This is a genomic window from Pseudomonas sp. A-1 (genome assembly GCF_004801855.1).
GTDB lineage: Bacteria > Pseudomonadota > Gammaproteobacteria > Pseudomonadales > Pseudomonadaceae > Geopseudomonas.
Genome location: NZ_SSTC01000081.1, coordinates 1 through 17,899, shown reverse-complemented (window position 1 = coordinate 17,899; position 17,899 = coordinate 1). Strand labels below are relative to the sequence as shown.

Below are 17,899 nucleotides of genomic sequence, written 5' to 3'. Positions count from 1 at the left end.
CCTGCACGTGGCCGTCGAGCCGCCAGTACAGCTCGCCCTGCAGCAGCAGGTGCGCGGGCGCGCCGGGCAGCTCGGCGGGGATGGCGGGGATCCGCCGCGCGCTGGCGGTCCAGTCCTGGCCGTGGCGGCCGTCGCCGCGGCTGATCGCCCGCGCCAGCCGGCCGCGCTCGTAGATCAGGCTGACCGCCACGCCGTCGACCTTGGGCTGCACCCACAGGTCGTCCTGCCCGCCGACCCAGGCCGCCACCGCCGCGGCATCGGCGAGCTTGGCCAGGCCGGTGTGCGCCACCGGATGGGCGAGCGGCCCGGCGGCCGTGGCCAGCGCCGGCGGCGTGCGGGCCGCGGCGGGAAAGCACTGGTTCCACTGGGCGAGGCGCGCGCGGGCCTGGTCGTAGAGGGCGTCGTCGACCGGCGACTGGCCGTCGCGGTGATAGGCGGTGTCCCAGGCGGCGATGCGCTCGGCGAGCGCCCGGACTTCGCGGGCGGCGCGTTCGGCCGGCCAGTCCGGACAGGCGGCGTGGACGAGGGGAGGCAGCAGCAGGGCCAGCGCCAGGGCGGCGCCCGGCAGCGTGCGCGGCAGGCGGCGGGGCATGGAGGTGAGCGTCCTTGCTCGAGGGAGATCGCAGCTTAGGGGCGGCGCTCCGTTCCGGCTGTGCGCCGCTGCGCACTCCGCGCCGCCTTTCGTCGGACAAAAAAAGACCCGGCAGAGCCGGGTCGAACGCCTTTCAAGCCAGAACGCGCAACGGGATCAGCTCATGCCCAGCCACTCGGGCAGGGCCAGGGAGATCGCCGGGATGTAGGTGATGAGGAGCAGGAAGCCGATCAGCATCATCAGCCAGGGCATGGCGGCGCGGATCACCGCGGAAACCGGCATGCCGGTGACCGCCGAGGTGACGAACAGGTTGAGGCCGACCGGCGGGGTGATCAGGCCGATCTCCATGTTCACCACCATGATGATGCCGAGGTGGATCGGGTCGATGCCCAGCTGCACGGCGATCGGGAACAGGATGGGGGCGAGGATCAGGATGATCGCCGAGGGCTCCATGAAGGCGCCGGCGACCAGCAGCACGATGTTCACCACCAGCAGGAACATCCACGGCGACAGGCCCATCTCGACCACCCAGGCGGTGATCTGCTGGGGGATCTGCTCGGTGGTCAGCACGTGGGCGAACAGCATGGCGTTGGCAATGATGAACATCAGCATGATGCTCAGCTTGGCCGACTCGAGGATCACCGCCGGCGCCTCGGACAGCTTCATGTCCTTGTAGACGAACAGGGCGACGAAGGCCGAGTAGACCGCGGCCACGGCAGCGGCCTCGGTGGGGGTGAACATGCCCGAGTAGATGCCGCCGAGGATGATCACCATCAGCAGCAGGCCCCAGATCGCCTTGCGCGCGGCGCCCAGCCACTCGCGCACGCTGGCGCGCGGCAGGGCCGGCAGGTTCTTCTTCACCGCGATGATGTAGATCGCCACCATCAGCACCGCGCCGAGCAGGATGCCCGGCACCACGCCGGCCATGAACAGCTTGCCGACCGAGGTCTCGGTGGCCGCGGCGTACACCACCATCACCACCGACGGCGGGATGAGGATGCCCAGGGTGCCGGCGTTGCAGACGATGCCGGCGCCGAACGCCTGCGGGTAGCCCGAGCGCACCATGCCGGCGATGGCGATGGAGCCGACCGCGGCCACGGTGGCCGGGCTGGAGCCGGACAGCGCGGCGAACAGCATGCACGCCAGTACCGCGCCGATCGCCAGGCCGCCGCGGATGTGGCCGACGCAGGCGTTGGCGAAGTCGATCAGCCGGCGGGCCACGCCGCCGGTGGTCATGAAGGCGCCGGCGAGCAGGAAGAACGGGATGGCCAGCAGGGTGTAGTGCTCGGAGGTCTCGAACAGCTTGATCGCCAGCGAGCGTACCGAGTCCTCGCTGAAGATCATGATGGTCAGCGAGCCGGCCAGGCCGAGCGACACGGCGATCGGCACGCCCATGAACATCAGCACGAACAGGGCGAGGAACAGGAACAGGATGGTCATTTGGTGTGCTCCTCGTGCTCGGTCAGCTTGATCGCCTCGGCGGCCTCGTCGGCCAGGCCCAGGCCGGTCTGCCGGTTGGTGAGGATGCGCACGAAGATCTCGGCGAAGCGGATGAACACCATGGCGAAGCCCAGCGGCACGATCAGGCCGATGTGCCACTGCATGACGCCGAAGTGGCCGAGGTCCTCGGCGCCGATGGCGGCGGTGAACAGGGTCTGCACCCACTCGAAGCTGGCCACGCTGAGCAGCCCGGCGTAGCCCAGGCAGGCGGCGCAGCCGACCAGGCCGATCAGGCGCTGCACCGGCTTGCTGGCCAGCTTGACCAGCGCGTCGACGCCGATGTGGCCGGCGGTGCGCACGCCGTAGGCCAGGCCGAAGAAGATCAGCCAGGCGAACAGCGCCTTGGTCAGCGCGTTGCTCCAGGTCATCGCCTGGGCCAGGTCGAGGATGAAGTCGCCGATGGCGAAGAAGAAGTCGCCGGCCGCCGCGAAGCGATCGCCGAGGTTGTAGAACAGCGTGTACAGGTTGTTGAGGATGACGTAGACGAACGTCACCAGGGTCATGGCCGCCAGCAGGAAGACGATGAAGCCTTCCTCGAAGCGATCCCAGACCAGGCGCAAGGCGTTCATGGCAGGTATCTCCGGTGGAAAGAACGGCGGGGCGGGCGGCGTGCAGCTCTGCGGCTGCCGGCGGCGCCCGCCCCGCGGGCGAACCAATCGCTCAGGTAGAACTCAGTTGGCGGTATTGGCGGCTTCGGCGGCCTTGATCAGGTCGGCGCCGATCTCGCCCTCGAACTTCTTCCACACCGGCTTCATCGCCTCGCGCCACTTGGCGCGCTGCTCGTCGTTGAGGGTGATGATCTCGGTGGTCTTGGCATCGAGGATGCGCTGCTTGTCGCCCTGGTTGAGGGCCTCGGCCTGCTTGTTCACCTCGACGGACACCTCGTCCATGATCTTGCGCAGCTCGCTGCGCACGTCATCCGGCAGGCCGTTCCAGAACTTGGTGTTGGTGATCACCATGTAGTCCAGCACGCCATGGTTGGACTCGGTGATGTACTTCTGCACCTCGTGCATCTTCTGCGAGTAGATGTTCGAGTAGGGGTTCTCGGCGCCGTTGACCACGCCGGTCTGCAGGCCCTGGTAGACCTCGGCGAAGCTCATCTTGCGCGGGTTGGCGCGCACCGCCTTGAACTGCTCCTCGAGCACCTGCGAGGCCTGCACGCGGAACTTCAGGCCGCGGGCGTCCTTGGGCTCGTACAGCGCCTTGTTGGCCGACAGCTGCTTCATGCCGTTGTGCCAGTAGCCCAGGCCGGTGATGCCCTTGCTCTCCATGGAGGTCAGCAGGCCCTGGCCGGCGGGGCTGGCCTGGAAGCGGTCGACCGCCGCCATGTCGTCGAACAGGAACGGCAGGTCGAAGACCTGGACGCCCTTGGAGTAGTGCTCGAACTTGGCCAGCGACGGGGCGATGAGCTGCACGTCGCCGAGCAGCAGCGCCTCCATCTCCTTGCCGTCGCCGAACAGCGAGGAGTTCGGGTAGACCTCGACCTTGACCTTGCCTGCCAGGCGCTCCTCGGCCAGCTTCTTGAACAGCACCGCGCCCTGGCCCTTGGGCGTGTTCTCCGCCACCACGTGGGAGAACTTGATGACGATGGGGGCGGTCGCAGACTCGGCGGCCTGGGCCAGACCGGCGACGGCGAGCGAGAGGGCGCAGGCGAGCGCCTTGGCAGTCAGCTTGAACATGCGGGTACTTCCTCGTTGTTGTGATGACGCAGCTTGAACGGCGTTACCCCGGCGGCCGGCCTGCCGCCGGCCCGAGCGGTGGAGAGAGGGGGAACCGCTCGGGCGCGGCGGACAGGCCGGCGCGGGATACCCTGAGCTTAGCAACCGCTATGCCAGCGGCCGGAAACGTGCGCCAGCGCCCGCCCGCATGGAGGCGCAAAGGCCTCTGGTGCGCGGCTTGCAGGGGTGGGTTCGACTTTGGTCGAGGGGTGGAATGCCGCGCCCGGCGCGGCCCGGAGTGGCCGGCGCGGGCGGGTGGGGTGGCGGGATTCCGCCAGATCAGTCGAGGTCGTCGTGCGGGTTTCCGCCACCCTCGCCGAGGCTCAGGCCGTGCTTGCGCAGCTTGTCGTGCAGGGTCTTGCGCGGTACGCCGAGCGCCTCGGCCAAGCTGCGCAGCGAGCCATGGCCGCGGGCCAGTTCGGCGGTGATCAGGCCGCGCTCGAAGGCCTCGACGCGGGCGGCCAGGTTGCCTTCGGTCGGCTGCCCGACGGGCGCCTCGCCGAGGCCCAGATCAAGACCGAGGGCGAAGCGCTCGGCGGCGTTCTGCAGCTCGCGCACGTTGCCCGGCCAGGCGTGGCCGAGCAGGGCTGCGCGCTCGCCGGCGTCCGGTTCGCGCAGCGGCAGGCCGTGGCGCTCGGCGGCCAGGGCGCCGAAGTGGCGGAACAGCAGCAGCACGTCGTCGCCGCGCTCGCGCAGCGGCGGGATGCGCAGCGGCGCGACGTTGAGGCGGTAGTACAGGTCGGCGCGGAAGCGGCCCTGGTCGGCGGCCACGCGCAGGTCCTCCTTGGTCGCCGCGATCACTCGGATGTCCAGCGGGATCAGCTGGTTGGAGCCGAGGCGCTCGACCGTGCGCTCCTGCAGCAGGCGCAGCAGCTTGACCTGCACGTCGAGGCTCATGCTCTCGATCTCGTCGAGGAACAGGGTGCCGCCGTTGGCGAACTCGAACTTGCCGATGCGCCGCTTGCTGGCGCCGGTGAAGGCGCCGACCTCGTGGCCGAACAGCTCGCTCTCCACCACCGACTCGGCCAGGGCGCCGGCGTTGATCGCCACGAACGGACCGTCGCGGCGCGCCGAGAGGTCGTGCAGGGCGCGCGCCACCACCTCCTTGCCGCTGCCGGTCTCGCCGAGGATCAGCACGTCGGCGCGGGTGCCGGCCAGCGCGGCGACCTGCTGGCGCAGGCGCACGATCTCCGCCGACAGGCCGATCAGGCGGCCCTCCAGCGCATCGCGGCCGGACAGGGTCTGGCGCAGCTGGCGGTTCTCCAGGGCCAGGCGGCGCATCGCCTGGGCGCGGCGCACGCTGTCGAGCAGCGCGTCGCTGGAGAACGGCTTCTCGAGGAAGTCCCAGGCGCCGGCGCGCATCGCCTGCACCGCCAGCGGCACGTCGCCGTGGCCGGTGATCAGGATCACCGGCAGCTCGGGATCGCGGCCGTGCAGTTGCCCGAGCAACTGCAGGCCGTCGATCCCCGGCATGCGGATGTCGCTGACCACCACCCCCGGCCAGTCCGCCGGCAGCGCTTCGGCCAGGCCGCGGGCGTCGCCGCGCGCCTCGACCCGCAGGCCGGCCAGGTCGAGGGTCTGCGCCAGCGCCTGGCGCAGGTGCGGGTCGTCGTCGACCAGCAGCACCTCGGTGGCGGCGGCGACGGTGGGCGCGGAACTCATGGGCGATCCTCCGGGGACTGGGTGCCGGGCCCGGCGCTGGCCGGCAGCAGGTTGAGGGTGACCAGCGCGCCGCCATCGTCGTGGTTGGCCAGCAGCAGCTCGCCGCCGAGGGCGCGGATCAGGCTGTCGCAGATGGCGAGGCCCAGGCCGAGGCCGCGGGCGGTGGTCTTGGTGGTGAAGAACGGCTCGCGGGCGCGCGCCAGCGCCTCGGCGGTGAAGCCCGGGCCGTTGTCGCGCAGGGTCAGGCTGATGCGGCCGTCGGCCAGGGTCTGCGCGCTGAGCCACAGGCGCCGCGGCGGCGCGCGCTCGGCGAGGGAGTCGAGGGCGTTGGCCAGCAGGTTGCCGAGCACCTGGCGCAGGCGCGTCTCGCCGGCCTGCACCCACAGGGTGGCGTCGGGCAGGTCGCGCAGCAGCTCCACCTCCAGCGCCCGGCGTCGGCTGGCCAGCAGGGCCAGGGCGTCGTCGAGGGCCGGCTGCAGGGCCACGGTCTCCGGCGCCTTGCGGTCGCGGCGGGCGAAGGCCTTGAGGTGGCTGATGATCGAGGCCATGCGCGCGGTCAGCTCGCTGATCAGCCTGAGGTTGCCGCGGGCGTCGTCGATCCGGCCGTGGTCGAGCAGCACGCCGGCGTTGTCGGCGTAGCTGCGGATCGCCGCCAGCGGCTGGTTGAGCTCGTGGCTGATGCTGGCGCTCATGGTGCCCAGCGCGGAGAGCTTGCCGGCCTGCACCAGCTCGTCCTGGGCGCGCACCAGCTCCTGCTGGGCCTGCTCGCGCTCGAGCACCTCCTGCTTGAGGCGCTCGGTCAGTGCCACCAGGTCTTCGGTGCGCTCGGCCACCCGCTGCTCCAGTTCGCGGCGGGTGCGGGCGTCGAGGGCCAGGCGTTCGAGCAGGTGGCGGCGGCGCTGCAGCCACACGGCGAGCAGCAGCAGGATCGCCAGCAGGGTCGCCGTGGCGATGGCCATCACGCTCTGCACCGGGCGCTCGACCAGGCTGCGCGGGGCGAGGATGTTCACCGTCCAGCCGGTTTCGGCGAGCAGGTGGCTCTGGCGCAGCCAGTCGTGCTCGGCGAGCGCCAGCGGCTGCGGCTGCTGGGTCGGATAGGGCAGGTTGGCGGCGATGTCGGCGCGCTCGGCGGCGCTCAGCGCGCGGGTGGCGCGGAAGCGCCAGTCCGGGCGCGAGGTGAGGATCACCACGCCGTTGGCGTCGGTGACCAGCAGCTGCTCGGGGGTCGAGCCGAGCAGGGTCTCGGTGTGGTCGAGGTCGATCTTGACCACCAGCGCGCCGAGCACCTCGTGGCCGTCGCGCACCGCGGTGGCGAAGTAGTAGCCGCGCTTGCCGGAGGTGGTGCCGAGGCCGAAGAACTGGCCGAGGCGCCCGGCCAGCGCCTCGCGGAAGTACGGGCGGAAGGCGAAGTTGCGGCCGACGAAGGCGTCGTAGTCGCTCCAGTTGGACGCCGCCAGGGTCAGCCCGGCCGGGTTCATCAGGTAGATCACCTCGGCGCCGCTCTGCCGGCGCACCCGGTCCAGCAGCTGGTTGGCGGCGTTGATGCTGTCGGCGTCCTCCTGGGCGCGCAGGGCGGCGCGCAGTGCCGGCAGGTCGCCCATGATGTGCGGCAGCGCCTCGTAGCGGCGCAGGGTGCCGCGCAGGTTGGCCACGTACAGCTCGAGGGTCTGGCTGCTCTGCCCGGCCACCCGCTCGCGGTAGTAGCGGGTCGCCAGGTGCTCGATCGGCCACAGCAGCGGGGCGAGCAGGGCGGCGAGGACGAACAGGGTGCGCCAGCGCGGACGCTGCAGCAGGTCGAGGGGGCGGAGCATGGCGGCCTTCGGCGGTGGATCGGCCGGCATTATGCGGGGCCGGCCAGACAGGCCGCCAGCGCCGTGCGCCAGTCGGGCAGCGCCACGCCCCAGTCGCGCTGCAGGGCGCTGCAGTCCAGGCGCGAGTCGGCCGGGCGCGCCACCGAGCTGGGATAGTCGGCGGCGGCGATCGGCAGCAGGCGCGCACAGGGCTCGCCGCGGGCGCGCAGGTCGGCGGCGATCGCCTCGGCCAGCTCGTACCAGCTGGCGCCGCCGGTGCAGCTGGCGTGGTACAGGCCGCCGGGGCCGGGATTGCCGGCGGCGATGCGCGCCACCAGCGCGAGGCTGGCGGCGGCCAGCGCGGCGCAACTGGTCGGGTTGCCGAACTGGTCGGCGACCACCCGCACCTCGGCGCGCTCGCGCAGCAGGCGCTGCATGGTCAGCAGGAAGTTGCGGCCGTGGCGGCTGTACAGCCAGCTGGTGCGCAGGATCAGTGCTTTGCCGCCAGCGGCAACGATGGCCTGCTCGCCGGCCCGCTTGCTCTGGCCGTAGACGTTGAGCGGCGCGCAGGCGTCGTCCTCGCGGTAGGGGCGGCCGAGGCGGCCGTCGAACACGTAGTCGGTGGAGTAGTGCAGCAGCCAGGCGCCGAGCGCCGCCGCCTCCTCGGCCAGTGCGGCCGGCGCCGCGGCGTTGAGGGCGAAGGCCGCCTGCGGCTCGTGCTCGGCCTGCTCCACCGCGGTCCAGGCCGCGGCGTTGACCACCAGCTGCGGCCGTTCGCGGCGCAGGCCCTGGCGCAGCGCGGGCAGGTCGTGCAGCTCCAGTTCGGCGCGGGTCAGCGCCTGCAGTTCACCGAAGCTGGCCAGCAGCGGGGCGAGGCTGCGGCCGAGCTGGCCGTGCGCGCCGAGCAGGAGGATCTTCACGGGAACACCTCGGCATCCGCCAGCGCCAGGCCCTCGGCATCGCGCGGCGACAGCAGCGGCGCGGCGGCCAGCGGCCAGGCGATCGCCAGGGCCGGGTCGTCCCAGCGGATGCAGCGCTCGTGCCGCGGACTGTAGCCGGCGGTGGTCTTGTACAGGGTGACGGTGTCGTCGGCCAGGCTGAGGAAGCCGTGCGCGCAGCCCGGCGGAATCCACAGCTCGCGGCGGTTGGCCGCGCTCAGCTCGATCCCCAGCCAGCGGCCGAAGGTGCTCGAACCGCGGCGCAGGTCGACCACCACGTCGAACACCGCGCCCTGTACCACGCGCACCAGCTTGCCCTGCGCGGCCGGCGGCAGCTGGTAGTGCAGGCCGCGCAGCACGCCGCGGTGCGACAGCGAATGGTTGTCCTGGACGAACTCGGCCGCGATGCCGGTCAGCTCGGCGAAGGTGTGCGCGTTCCAGCTCTCGAAGAAACAGCCGCGCGCGTCCTCGAACACCCTGGGTTCGAGGATCAGCACGCCGTCCAGGGCGGTGGCGATGGCCTTCACGGCAGTTCCTCCAGCAGGTGTTCCAAGCGCTGCGCCGGATCGCATTCGGCAAGCACCTCGGCATGTTGGCCGCGATTGCTCAGATACATCTCCGCTTCTCCGCACTGACGGATCAGCTGGGGCACCAGCGCCGAGCCGATGAAGCCGGCACCGCCGGTGAGCAGGATGCGCATGCGCGGTCTCCGCAGGTCATTTCCGGTAACGGCGCCGGGCTGGCTCCGCTGCGTGGTGCGGGCGAAGATGGCCGCCCGCCGCCCAGCCACAAGGATACCCGATGCCACCGCCTGCCGCCCCGGAGCACCGATGCTGACCCTCGACCTCGGCCCGCTGGCCCTGCCGGTGCGCTACCTGCTCCTGCTGCTGGCCTTCGCCGCCGCCTGGGCCGTCGGCTGGTGGGCCGGCCGACGGCAGCGCCTCGATCCCGAGCCGACCCTGTTCGCCATGCTGCTCGGCGGCCTCGTGCTGGCGCGGCTGGCCTTCGTGCTGCAGTACGCGGGCGACTACGCCGCCGCCCCCTGGCAGGCGCTGGACATCCGTGACGGCGGCTTCCTGCTCTGGCCCGGGGTGCTCGGCGCGCTGCTGATCGGCGCGATCCGGGCCTGGCGCCGCGCCGCGCTGCGCCGCCCGCTGGCGCTCGGAGTGCTGGCCGGCGCGCTGGTCTGGGGCGGGGCCAGCCTGGCCCTGCACCAGCTCGAACGCGCCGGCCGCCTGCCCGAACTGACCCTGCGCGATCTCGCCGGCCGGCCGGTGCTGCTCGACGAACTGCGCGGCCAGCCGCTGGTGATCAACCTGTGGGCCAGCTGGTGCCCGCCGTGCCGGCGCGAGATGCCGGTGCTGCTGGCCGCGCGGCAGAGCGAGCCCGACGTGCGCTTCCTGCTGGTCAACCAGGGCGAGGGCGCCGCCGAGGTTGCCGCCTTCCTCGCCCGCCAGGGCATCGACGGTCAGGACGTGCTGCTGGATGGCGGCAACCAGCTCGGCCAACTGGCCGGCTCGCGCGCCCTGCCGACCACCCTGTTCTACGACGCCGCAGGCCGTCTGCGCCACAGCCACCTGGGCGAGCTGTCCCCCGCCAGCCTGCGCCACGCCCTGCAGTTCATCCGCCAGCCTCCGGGGGATGGCGCAAGACCCTGAAGATTCAGGCATTTTCCGGTTTACTCCGGCGCCTCAGTCGCTATAATCCGGACCCATTCTTGCCGGTATAGCTCAGCTGGTAGAGCAACTGACTTGTAATCAGTAGGTCCCGGGTTCGATTCCTGGTGCCGGCACCATCTACATCAAGGCCTGCAGCCGATCTGGCTGGATGCTGACAAGCCTTCGCGTAACAAGGCGCGTAACAAGGAAAAGGCGCAGACCTGACGCGCCACCCCCCATAGGCGGAGCGTCCAGCCAAGGTACAGGGGGGGTCAAAAAAAAGAGTAACATCGGTAACCTTTCCTGACGCTGGCCCGCAACCCGTTGAAAATGCTGGGCTTTCTGCTCACGGCAAAAGGTAATCTTTGAGTAACCTTGAAGTAACCAGATTACTCTTTTGATAGGTGATTTCCGCGCAAGAAAAAAGCCTTATAAATCAGGCGCTTAGCAAAAAATTACCTTTTCAGTTACCTCCTTGTTACTCCTACCTGTAATCGTGAAAGCCACGAACGACGGGGCCTCCAGCCCGGTTACCAGGCGAGATTGCAGAAATTACTCTTTCTGCAGACCCCACCCCCTACCAACGATCCTGCATCCCATCCAGATGTCCATTCATGGCTCCATCGTTCCTGGTGCAGCTGTGGGTGCTGCGGAGTGAAATCATCGGGCACCGATGATTTGAACGAGCACCAGGAGCGGCGTGGCCTCCAGCGAGTTGTTACGCCGGACAGCGCTGTCGCTTGGCCGTTGCAGGCTTGACGTGATCGCGGATGGAAAAACTAGCGTTCGCCAAGTTTTCGTTGGTGTTGGAAGATGATCGCCGCATTTCATGACGTGACCAGAGGGCCGTGCGAATCTCCAGGCCGTGCCCAGGATTTCGCAGCCCAGCAATTCCTTTCACGCAGTGAAATTCCGGCCTGTCAGCGCAAGCCCGCGCCGCGCCTGGGCTGGGGCCGGCCGTTCACCTCATGCCCAGGTTGCACAAAAAAAGTGCACAAGCCGCGTCGGCGGGAGGGGGATAAGTGCGTTTGGTGGCTGGGTTTTCTGAGCGTGGTGGATTTTCGCGTCATGGCTGGGCTGGGGCATGTGGGGGGGGAGGCATTGGCGGCTCGCCGGCATGAGAAGCCCGCCGGGCGGCGGGCTTCTGGTGGGAACAGGGAAGGACGAGCGGGTCAGCTCTTCAGCGCGAATCGTCCTTGTGCAGTGACCACAGCCGCTGTCAGAGCAGCGATTGCCGCTTTCCCGAACGGTTGGAATCCGGCTGTTCCTGGGTGGCAATCGTCGTTTGACCACTTCGCTGCGGCGCGCTTGACCACAATGGTGGAACCAGCCGGCGGCGGATCAGTTTCAAAGACCACCCGGTAATCGCTGACGAGCTGCGTCGTGTTGCTCAGCGTCATCGGCGAAGTACCGTCAGCCCATCCTGTCTTGTAGCCGCCGGCGATATGGCACCCGCGGTTGATCCGCTCGACACCATCGACCTTGACGGACCATCCGCGCTCGACTGTGGCAGTCGGCTTAGCACCGTCAGCCTGGTACAGGGTGTATTCGGATGCCCCGGTACTGGTCGTGCTCTGGCTCGCGTTGAGATAGAGCTGCGCTGTCGCCGGCTGGCTGTACTGCCATGCCAGCGTGCGCGCGTAGATGTCCTCGAACAGAACACCCTTGCGCCGCGCGATGTCCGCCGCCAGCTCGCGATACCCCTCCAGTCGGCGATAGCGGATGTTCGGGATACCGGCGGTGCCGATGGCCACCACGCATTCTGGCACTGCCTCTTGCAGAGCATCGATCACGGCCTCGACGTTGGCGACCCAGCTCGGCGCCCCCTTTACCATCGCCGTGGAGCCCACCAGATCGCCCAACACCGTGATGTGTGCCAGTTCTCGCGTACTCAGCGGCCGGGCCCAGGTAATGCGCCGATTGGCCGCGTCCCAGGCCTTCACCACCCGGCACGCCAGGCGGCGGTTATCACCTTTGAAGTCGCCCAAGATCACCACGTCGCCAGGTACCACCTCGAAGGTGGCCCCGGCCCCATCGAACTGCACCGATGTCTCGGTGATGGCCGAGATCAACAGCCGGTTGTCCTCCACCGTGTAGTTGTCCGTGCCGACGTAGGTGACGCTGTGGAACAAGTGGGCCGACTCCTCTCCTCGCACCTGGGCATCGGTCAGGCCGGTGCGGGTGCGCCATGCGCGATCGACGTGGGTCTGCCAGTCATCGTTGGTGCAGCTCTCGAACAGCAGAACGTCCGGCTGGAAGCGCTTCACCGCGGCCAGGTTGTTCAGCCCGGCGTCGTTGAGCAGCAGCGCAGCGGTCCAGCCACCGATGCCGGCGTTCTGCAGGTGGTGCATGCGGTTGGTCGCCGCGTTCAGGTACAGCTGCGGCGTGCCGGTGGCGCGCGGATCGAGGCCGATGACCCTCACCTTGAACGCACGCTTGGCGGTCGACCCGAAGTGCCAGGTGAGCACAGCGCGCGGGTCGGTCTCGCGGAAGCCAAGACCAGACGATAGGTTGGCCGGGTTGGCCGGGTCATAGGCGACATTGCCGTCGCCATAGGGCGACTCGTTGGAACTGGTCAACGCCTGCGCCGTCTGGCCCACAGTTCCGCGCACATAGGTGACCGACTCGCCTGCGGAGAATCCAGCCACGATGGCAGCGCCATTCGCCGGAGCCACCGCGAACCAGAGGAAGTGGCGCACCTGGGGCACACCGCCCACTGTCACCAGCTTGCGAATCACCAGCACGTCGACCCCGCCCGGGAAGGATGCGCCATAGCCTCCGGTATTCGTCTGTACCACCTTGGCCACGCCGCCGACAGAGACGGTGTGCCCGAAGGTGAAGGCCTGGCCCAGGTCGAACTGTCGAGTCGTACCGTCGCCAGTGAAGTTCGCGGTCAGGCCGGTGGCGAACGCCTCATCGTTCCAGGTGGTGAAGGTGTCCAGCAGAGCCCCATCAGCGTACACCTCGACCTGCGCGGCTCCGGCGTTGCCGCGCTCACGAGCGATGCACAGCGACAGCTCGTCGCCGTAGAGGTCGAAGCTGGCTTCGGCATTGGCGCCCTGTAGGCGCACGGCAGAGCCCTTGTAGAACAGCTTGTTGCTGACAGTGGAGTTGGTGCCGGACAGGGTGAAGTCGGCGCCGTGCAGCGTGGTCGCCAGCACGGTACGAAGATAGCGCTCCACCTCGCCCACATAGGAGCCTTCCCCCAGCCAGCCCTCGCCCCAGGTGATCGAACTCCCAGCCACAGACACGCGGATCGCGCGAGCCAAGGCAGACTGTGGCGTCACGCCAGCGACCGACGGGAACTCGGCGCGCAGCTTGTCCCACTCGAAGATCTGCGGAGACAGCTTGAAGGTATCACCGGTGATGTTGAGGATGATCCCGGTGGTGGTGATCTTACGGTAATCCACCAGAACGTCGAACGACGTGGTGCTGCCAGCGCTGGTACAGGTTACCCACACAGGACCATCCGTCTTTCCAGCCACGGTGCCCTCGAACGACCAGGTGCGAGTGGTCGGACTGTCCTGGATCCAGAGCCGATCCTTGAGCGAGGCGTCGTCCTTACAGACGATGACCATCTTGTAGGTCTTGGTCTTGTCGCCGTTCTTCGCGCGCACAGCCATCACCGCGTCAAGAACCTGACCATGGGCCGTTCCGGACGTAGCTGGGGCGGACGGGTCGCGCCAGGGTTTCGGGAATCGCGCACGGATGTCGGCAACGGCGGCGGTATTCGCGGATGCAGCGTCATTTGCCGCACTGGCCGAGCTGTTTGCGGAGGCAATCGCGTCGGCCAGCCCGCCGAAGACAAGCACCTGCTGGGACAGTTTGAAGTAGTCGCCAGATACGTTCAGCGCGACTCCAGTAGTCGTGATTGCCCGGTAGTCGATCAGGATGTCGAACGAGGTCGACGAGCCAGCCCTCGTCGCGCTGACCCACACCGGGCCATTGGCCTTCCCGGCAGCCGTTCCATCGAAATTCCAGGCGTTGTCGAGCGCGTCGTTGATCTGGATTCGATCACCGAACGTCGCATGATCCTTGCTTACTACAACGATCCGATATGTCTTGGTGGCGTCGGCATTGCGAGCGCGAACCGCGAGAATGGCTTTCTGCACCTCGCTCCAAGAGGGAGTTGTGAGTGCGGACGCCGAAATATCTCGCCACCACTTCTGCTCCCTGGATGCCAGGCGAGTAGTTTCAGAAATGTTGGCCGATAGACTCGCCTCAATGTCCGTGAAGGCAAAGATGGAAGGAGAAAACTTGAACGCGAGCGACGAGACGCTGTTCAGAATCAAGCCAGTGCTGGCGATCGCACGATAGTCGACTACCAGGACAAACGACGTTCCAGTCGCCCCTGTCAGCGTGAGCACCACCGGACCGGCGTCCTTGTTTGCCGCCACCCCATTGAACGCCCATGAGTTGCCAAGCTCATCATTGACTTGGATGCGATCACCGAAAGTTGCATCGTTCTTGCAGAACACCGTGAGGCGATACGTGCGCTGTGTGCTTCCTCCGACGATGCGAACCACCCTGATGGCATCAAGGATTTGCCTGTAATTCGTGCTGTTGATGGCCTCCGCGTCGATTGCGCGCCACTGGGCAAAGGCGTTGATGGCCAAGCCTGCACTCGGATACCGCTTCACCTCCTGCGCCACCCCAGCGTTGTTCCGATACAAAACCAGGAACTCGCTCGAATCAGCACTCGGCACACTGAAGTACTTCCCACTGACCGTCCCAGCCAACCCCGCCGCCGTATCCGCAAACACCCCAGCCGACAACTGTGCCGCATCCCGCGCCACCTCCGCCCGGCCTGCCGCCGACTCCGCCTCGGCCACGCTCTCCTCGACATCCAGGCACTGCACCCGCACCCGGTAGTCCCGCGGCCCCTTCACCACCCGCAGGTCGTACAGCCCGTTCGGCGCGGCGAACTGGATCAGGCCTTTGGCGTCGGCGGTGAAGGGGTTGGCCAGGGCGGTGCCGTTGGCGGCCTGCAGGCCGGCGGCGAGGTTCTCGGTACCGCGGGCGTACAGGTAGCAGGTCGCACCGCCGAGGAGGTTGCCCTGGTCATCCTGGGCGAAGAAGTTCTTCAGTTCCATGTCGTGTTCCTTGGGGTCAAGCGGTGATCGGCGCGAGCTGGCCGTGCAGGCCGGCGGCGGTGGCGGCCATCGTGCTGAAGGCCGAGGCGTCGCCCGGGCTCGGTTGTGGGCCGGGGATATGGGTGTGGGCGGCCACCTGTTGGGCCAGCTGTTCCACCAGGTCGATCAGGTCGCAGAGGATCTGCAGCGCGTTGACCGATCCGGAGCCGATCCAGGTGGTCTCCGCCACGCTGCGGCGCAGGCCCTGGATGCGCTCCTCGAGGTCACCGCCGACGGTGACGTTGCCCTTCTGGCCGAGCACCAGGTTCAGGTCGCGGCCGGTGGCCAGGTGCAGATCGTCCAGCGCCGCCAGGCTGGCGGAGCCGCCGGACAGCAGCTTCAGCGCGCCCAGCGCTTCCACTTTCTTGATGCCGCCCACCGTCTCGGTGGCGTGGTCGCCGACCTCCACCCTGTGGCTCTGGTAGTGCTCGGTGTTGGCCATGGCCTCCACCTCGCGCTCGATCGCCTGGTCGCGGATCTTGCCGTCGGTCTGGCGCAGCCAGTTGCCGTCGGCGTCCACCCGCTGCTGCGCGGCCTCGCTGTGCTGCCACACCTGGTCGCCCTTTGGCACCCGCGGCAGGCTCAGGCCGTGCGGCAGGATGCTCTGGATGTACGGCTTGTGCGGCAGGCCGTAGGCGAAGCTGACCACCACCGTGGTGCCTTCCTCGGGGAAGGCGAAGAAGCCCATCTCCTCGCCACCCACCGGCAGCGGCAACGGCAGGCCGGCGAGCAGCGGCAGCGCCGCGTCGGGCTCGCCGTCCGGGCCGAGCACCTCCACGTCCACCGCGAAGCGAGGGCGGAAGTAGTCGCACAGGCCGGCGCCGGCCGGCGCGTCGGCCACCGCCACCACGCGGGCGAAGCGCGGCAGGTGGTAGCCGCCGGCCAGCTCGGGGAATTGCCGCTCTACGCTGCGGCGGATTGCGTCGTCCATCGGATCGCCATCTGGTTGCCGGCGAGAGTCACGCTGGTGACCCGCTCGCCCTGGTTGATCGATGCGCCCGGTCGCAGGCCCGGCAGGGCCGCCACCATCGCGCTCTGGTTGCCCTGGTAGCCGTCGAACAGCTCGGCCGGCAGCTGCAGCGCCGCGCGGGCGCCGAAGAAGCTGTGCGCCCAGCTGCCCACGAACACCTCGCCGTCGCCCTGCTGCTGCCAGATGCAGTCGGCGATGCCGAACACCCTGGCGAGGCTGTCCATCGCCTGGTAGCCGCTGGCCAGGCTGTAGAAGAACGGTGCCTTGACCCGCGCGTAGGGCTGCTCCGGCACGCGGAAGCGCAGGCCGGTGCGCTCACCGATCGCCGCCAGCACCGCACGCAGGTCGACGTGGCGCAGGTTGAGCGGCAGCGGGTTGGCCAGGATCGCCGCCAGCTCGCGGCAGAACAGCACCTGCTGCTTGGCGTTGGCCGCGGTGCAGCGCTCCACGTAGCCGATGAAGTGGCGCTGCAGCGGCGCCTGGTTGTAGCCGATGTCGAGCGTCACCAGCCCCTTCACCGGCGCGTCGGCCTGGACGGTGAAGGTCGCCCGGCCAGGGCTGCGCAGCTCCAGGCGCACCTCGTCCTTCACCAGGTCGTAGGCGGTGCCGGCGATGGTCAGCACCTTGTGCAGCTTCATGCTCATCAGGCCAGCCAGTCGTCGAGTTTCTTCAGGGTCGCCTCGAAGCCGGTCAGCTCCTGGGCGGGCTCGGTTGCGGCGCCGCTCGCCGCACTGCTGCCAGCCACCGCCTGGCCGGGTGCCGACTGGGTGGTGACGGCGTTGCCGGTGCGGCGCTTCTCCACCCGCTCGGGGTTGGAGAGCTTCTCGGCCAGGGTGAACTGCACCCGCCAGGCGGCCAGGCTGTCGTCCTCGCGCGCGCTCACGCCGTCGGAGAACTGCACCTGACGCACGCCGAAGGCTGCCGCGGTGTCGTTGACGATGCGGTAGGTCTTCAACTGGCCGCCGCCCTCGGTGGCCTCGGCCAGGCTCATCAGGCTGCGCAGCTGCGCCGCGTCGGCGAAGCGGATCAGCAGCGAGACGGTCAGGGTCTTGGGCTTGAAGCCCTTGTGCGCCGAGTCCGTGTTGCTGGTCTGGCCTGACAGGTCGTCGCTTTCGATGCGCAGGTTGGCCGTCACCTTCAGGCCCTTGCCGCGCACCTGTTCGCCATCGAGCAGCAGAGTCATAGGCCCACCAGCTCCCGGACGAAGGACAGCCCATCGAGCGAGCCGACCAGCATCACGCCGGCCGACAGCGCCCACTCATGCCCAGGCGCCTCGCCCTCGAGCAGTTGGCGGCGCAGCTCGGCGCCGTCGCCGGGGCCGATCAACCTCGCGCGCATGCTGGTGTCCGGCGTGCCGCCGGCGAGCAGCGCCTGCAGGTCGGCCAGCGTCTGGTCGCGGGCCGCCGCCTGCGCCGCCTTGCGCGCTGCCAGGGCGCCCAACTCGGCCAGTGGCGCGCCGTCGGCGGCGTAGCTCTCCAGCGCCGCCAGCTGCCCGGCCATGGCCTGGCTGGCGGCCTTGGTCAGCGTGCAGCGCTCCAGCGGCAGCTGCCCCCAGCGCGGCAGCGCGCCGGCCTTCGGCAGCTCCCACTTTTCCGTCTCCAGATCGAACAGCCACTGCGCGCGGCGCTCGGCGCGTTGCAGGTCGGGCAGCGGCAGCAGCGCGTTGAAGCGCGCCAGGGTGGTGGCGAACTGGTCGTAGCGGGTGGCCAGGAACAGCACCACCAGCGCGTACTGCGGGCCGATCGGGCGCGCGGCGTCGCTGTTGTCGGTCAGCTTGCCGGCCAGCTGCTGCCGCACGTTGGGTGCCGACAAGTAGCGCTGCAGGCCCGCGCCCTGGCCGATTCCGCTCTGGAACGGGGTGACCACCAAGCAGGCCGGCGCCTCGCCCAGCGCGCCGGCCAGCGCCGCGCGGCCGGCGGCGATCGCCTCCTGCGCCGCG

14 protein-coding genes, 1 tRNA gene and 1 pseudogene are annotated in these 17,899 nt (G+C 69.0%); 2 read left to right on the top strand and 14 right to left on the bottom strand.

Annotation, left to right across the window (positions count from 1 at the left end):
* From E5198_RS16520 to E5198_RS16480, 9 genes and pseudogenes are all read right to left on the bottom strand, one after another.
* Positions 1-592 (bottom strand): annotated as a pseudogene (locus E5198_RS16520) (DNA ligase B); the annotation flags it as partial.
* 156 nt (positions 593-748) lie between these two features.
* Complete coding sequence (gene dctM, locus E5198_RS16515) at positions 749-2,032, bottom strand: C4-dicarboxylate TRAP transporter large permease protein DctM (RefSeq protein WP_136491065.1); 1,284 nt, start codon at positions 2,030-2,032, stop codon at positions 749-751.
* Complete coding sequence (locus tag E5198_RS16510; RefSeq protein WP_136491064.1) at positions 2,029-2,661, bottom strand: TRAP transporter small permease; 633 nt, start codon at positions 2,659-2,661, stop codon at positions 2,029-2,031. The genes dctM and E5198_RS16510 overlap by 4 nt, the downstream gene beginning before the upstream one ends.
* A 102-nt stretch (positions 2,662-2,763) precedes the next feature.
* Positions 2,764-3,771, bottom strand: a complete 1,008-nt coding sequence (gene dctP / locus E5198_RS16505; RefSeq protein ID WP_136491063.1) for a C4-dicarboxylate TRAP substrate-binding protein DctP — start codon at positions 3,769-3,771, stop codon at positions 2,764-2,766.
* Positions 3,772-4,089: 318 nt separating this feature from the next.
* Positions 4,090-5,472, bottom strand: coding sequence for a sigma-54 dependent transcriptional regulator (locus E5198_RS16500; protein WP_136491062.1), 1,383 nt, complete (start codon positions 5,470-5,472; stop codon positions 4,090-4,092).
* Positions 5,469-7,283 carry an ATP-binding protein gene (locus E5198_RS16495; protein WP_136491061.1) on the bottom strand — a complete coding sequence of 605 codons (1,815 nt, stop codon included), beginning with the start codon at positions 7,281-7,283 and terminating at the stop codon, positions 5,469-5,471. Before E5198_RS16495 ends, E5198_RS16500 begins: the two co-directional genes overlap by 4 nt.
* A gap of 29 nt (positions 7,284-7,312) precedes the next feature.
* A complete protein-coding gene (gene rfbD, locus E5198_RS16490; protein WP_136491060.1) occupies positions 7,313-8,182 on the bottom strand; it encodes a dTDP-4-dehydrorhamnose reductase in 870 nt (289 codons plus the stop codon).
* Positions 8,179-8,727, bottom strand: coding sequence for a dTDP-4-dehydrorhamnose 3,5-epimerase (rfbC, locus tag E5198_RS16485; protein ID WP_136491059.1), 549 nt, complete (start codon positions 8,725-8,727; stop codon positions 8,179-8,181). The genes rfbD and rfbC overlap by 4 nt, the downstream gene beginning before the upstream one ends.
* Positions 8,724-8,900, bottom strand: a complete 177-nt coding sequence (locus E5198_RS16480) for an SDR family oxidoreductase (RefSeq protein ID WP_136491058.1) — start codon at positions 8,898-8,900, stop codon at positions 8,724-8,726. Before E5198_RS16480 ends, rfbC begins: the two co-directional genes overlap by 4 nt.
* A gap of 130 nt (positions 8,901-9,030) precedes the next feature.
* Between E5198_RS16480 and E5198_RS16475 the strand changes: the two genes are divergently transcribed.
* Entirely contained in the window at positions 9,031-9,858 is an 828-nt protein-coding gene (locus tag E5198_RS16475; RefSeq protein ID WP_136491057.1) for a TlpA disulfide reductase family protein, read from the top strand.
* A 61-nt stretch (positions 9,859-9,919) separates the two neighbouring features.
* A tRNA-Thr gene (locus tag E5198_RS16470) sits at positions 9,920-9,995 on the top strand.
* A gap of 1,035 nt (positions 9,996-11,030) precedes the next feature.
* Here E5198_RS16470 and E5198_RS16465 read toward each other — a convergent pair.
* The 5 genes from E5198_RS16465 to E5198_RS16445 all read right to left on the bottom strand — a co-directional run.
* A complete protein-coding gene (locus E5198_RS16465; RefSeq protein WP_136491056.1) occupies positions 11,031-14,951 on the bottom strand; it encodes a hypothetical protein in 3,921 nt (1,306 codons plus the stop codon).
* Positions 14,952-14,967: 16 nt separating this feature from the next.
* On the bottom strand, positions 14,968-15,921 hold the full coding sequence (locus E5198_RS16460) for a hypothetical protein (protein ID WP_136491055.1): 954 nt from the start codon (positions 15,919-15,921) through the stop codon (positions 14,968-14,970).
* The gene (locus E5198_RS16455; protein WP_136491054.1) at positions 15,894-16,604 is read right to left on the bottom strand and encodes a hypothetical protein; all 711 of its coding nucleotides are present in this window, start codon (positions 16,602-16,604) and stop codon (positions 15,894-15,896) included. The genes E5198_RS16460 and E5198_RS16455 overlap by 28 nt, the downstream gene beginning before the upstream one ends.
* Positions 16,604-17,143, bottom strand: coding sequence for a DNA-binding protein (locus tag E5198_RS16450; protein WP_136491053.1), 540 nt, complete (start codon positions 17,141-17,143; stop codon positions 16,604-16,606). The genes E5198_RS16455 and E5198_RS16450 overlap by 1 nt, the downstream gene beginning before the upstream one ends.
* Positions 17,140-17,899: hypothetical protein (locus E5198_RS16445; protein ID WP_136491052.1), on the bottom strand; the 760-nt coding region annotated here is incomplete at its 5' end. The genes E5198_RS16450 and E5198_RS16445, both read right to left, overlap by 4 nt.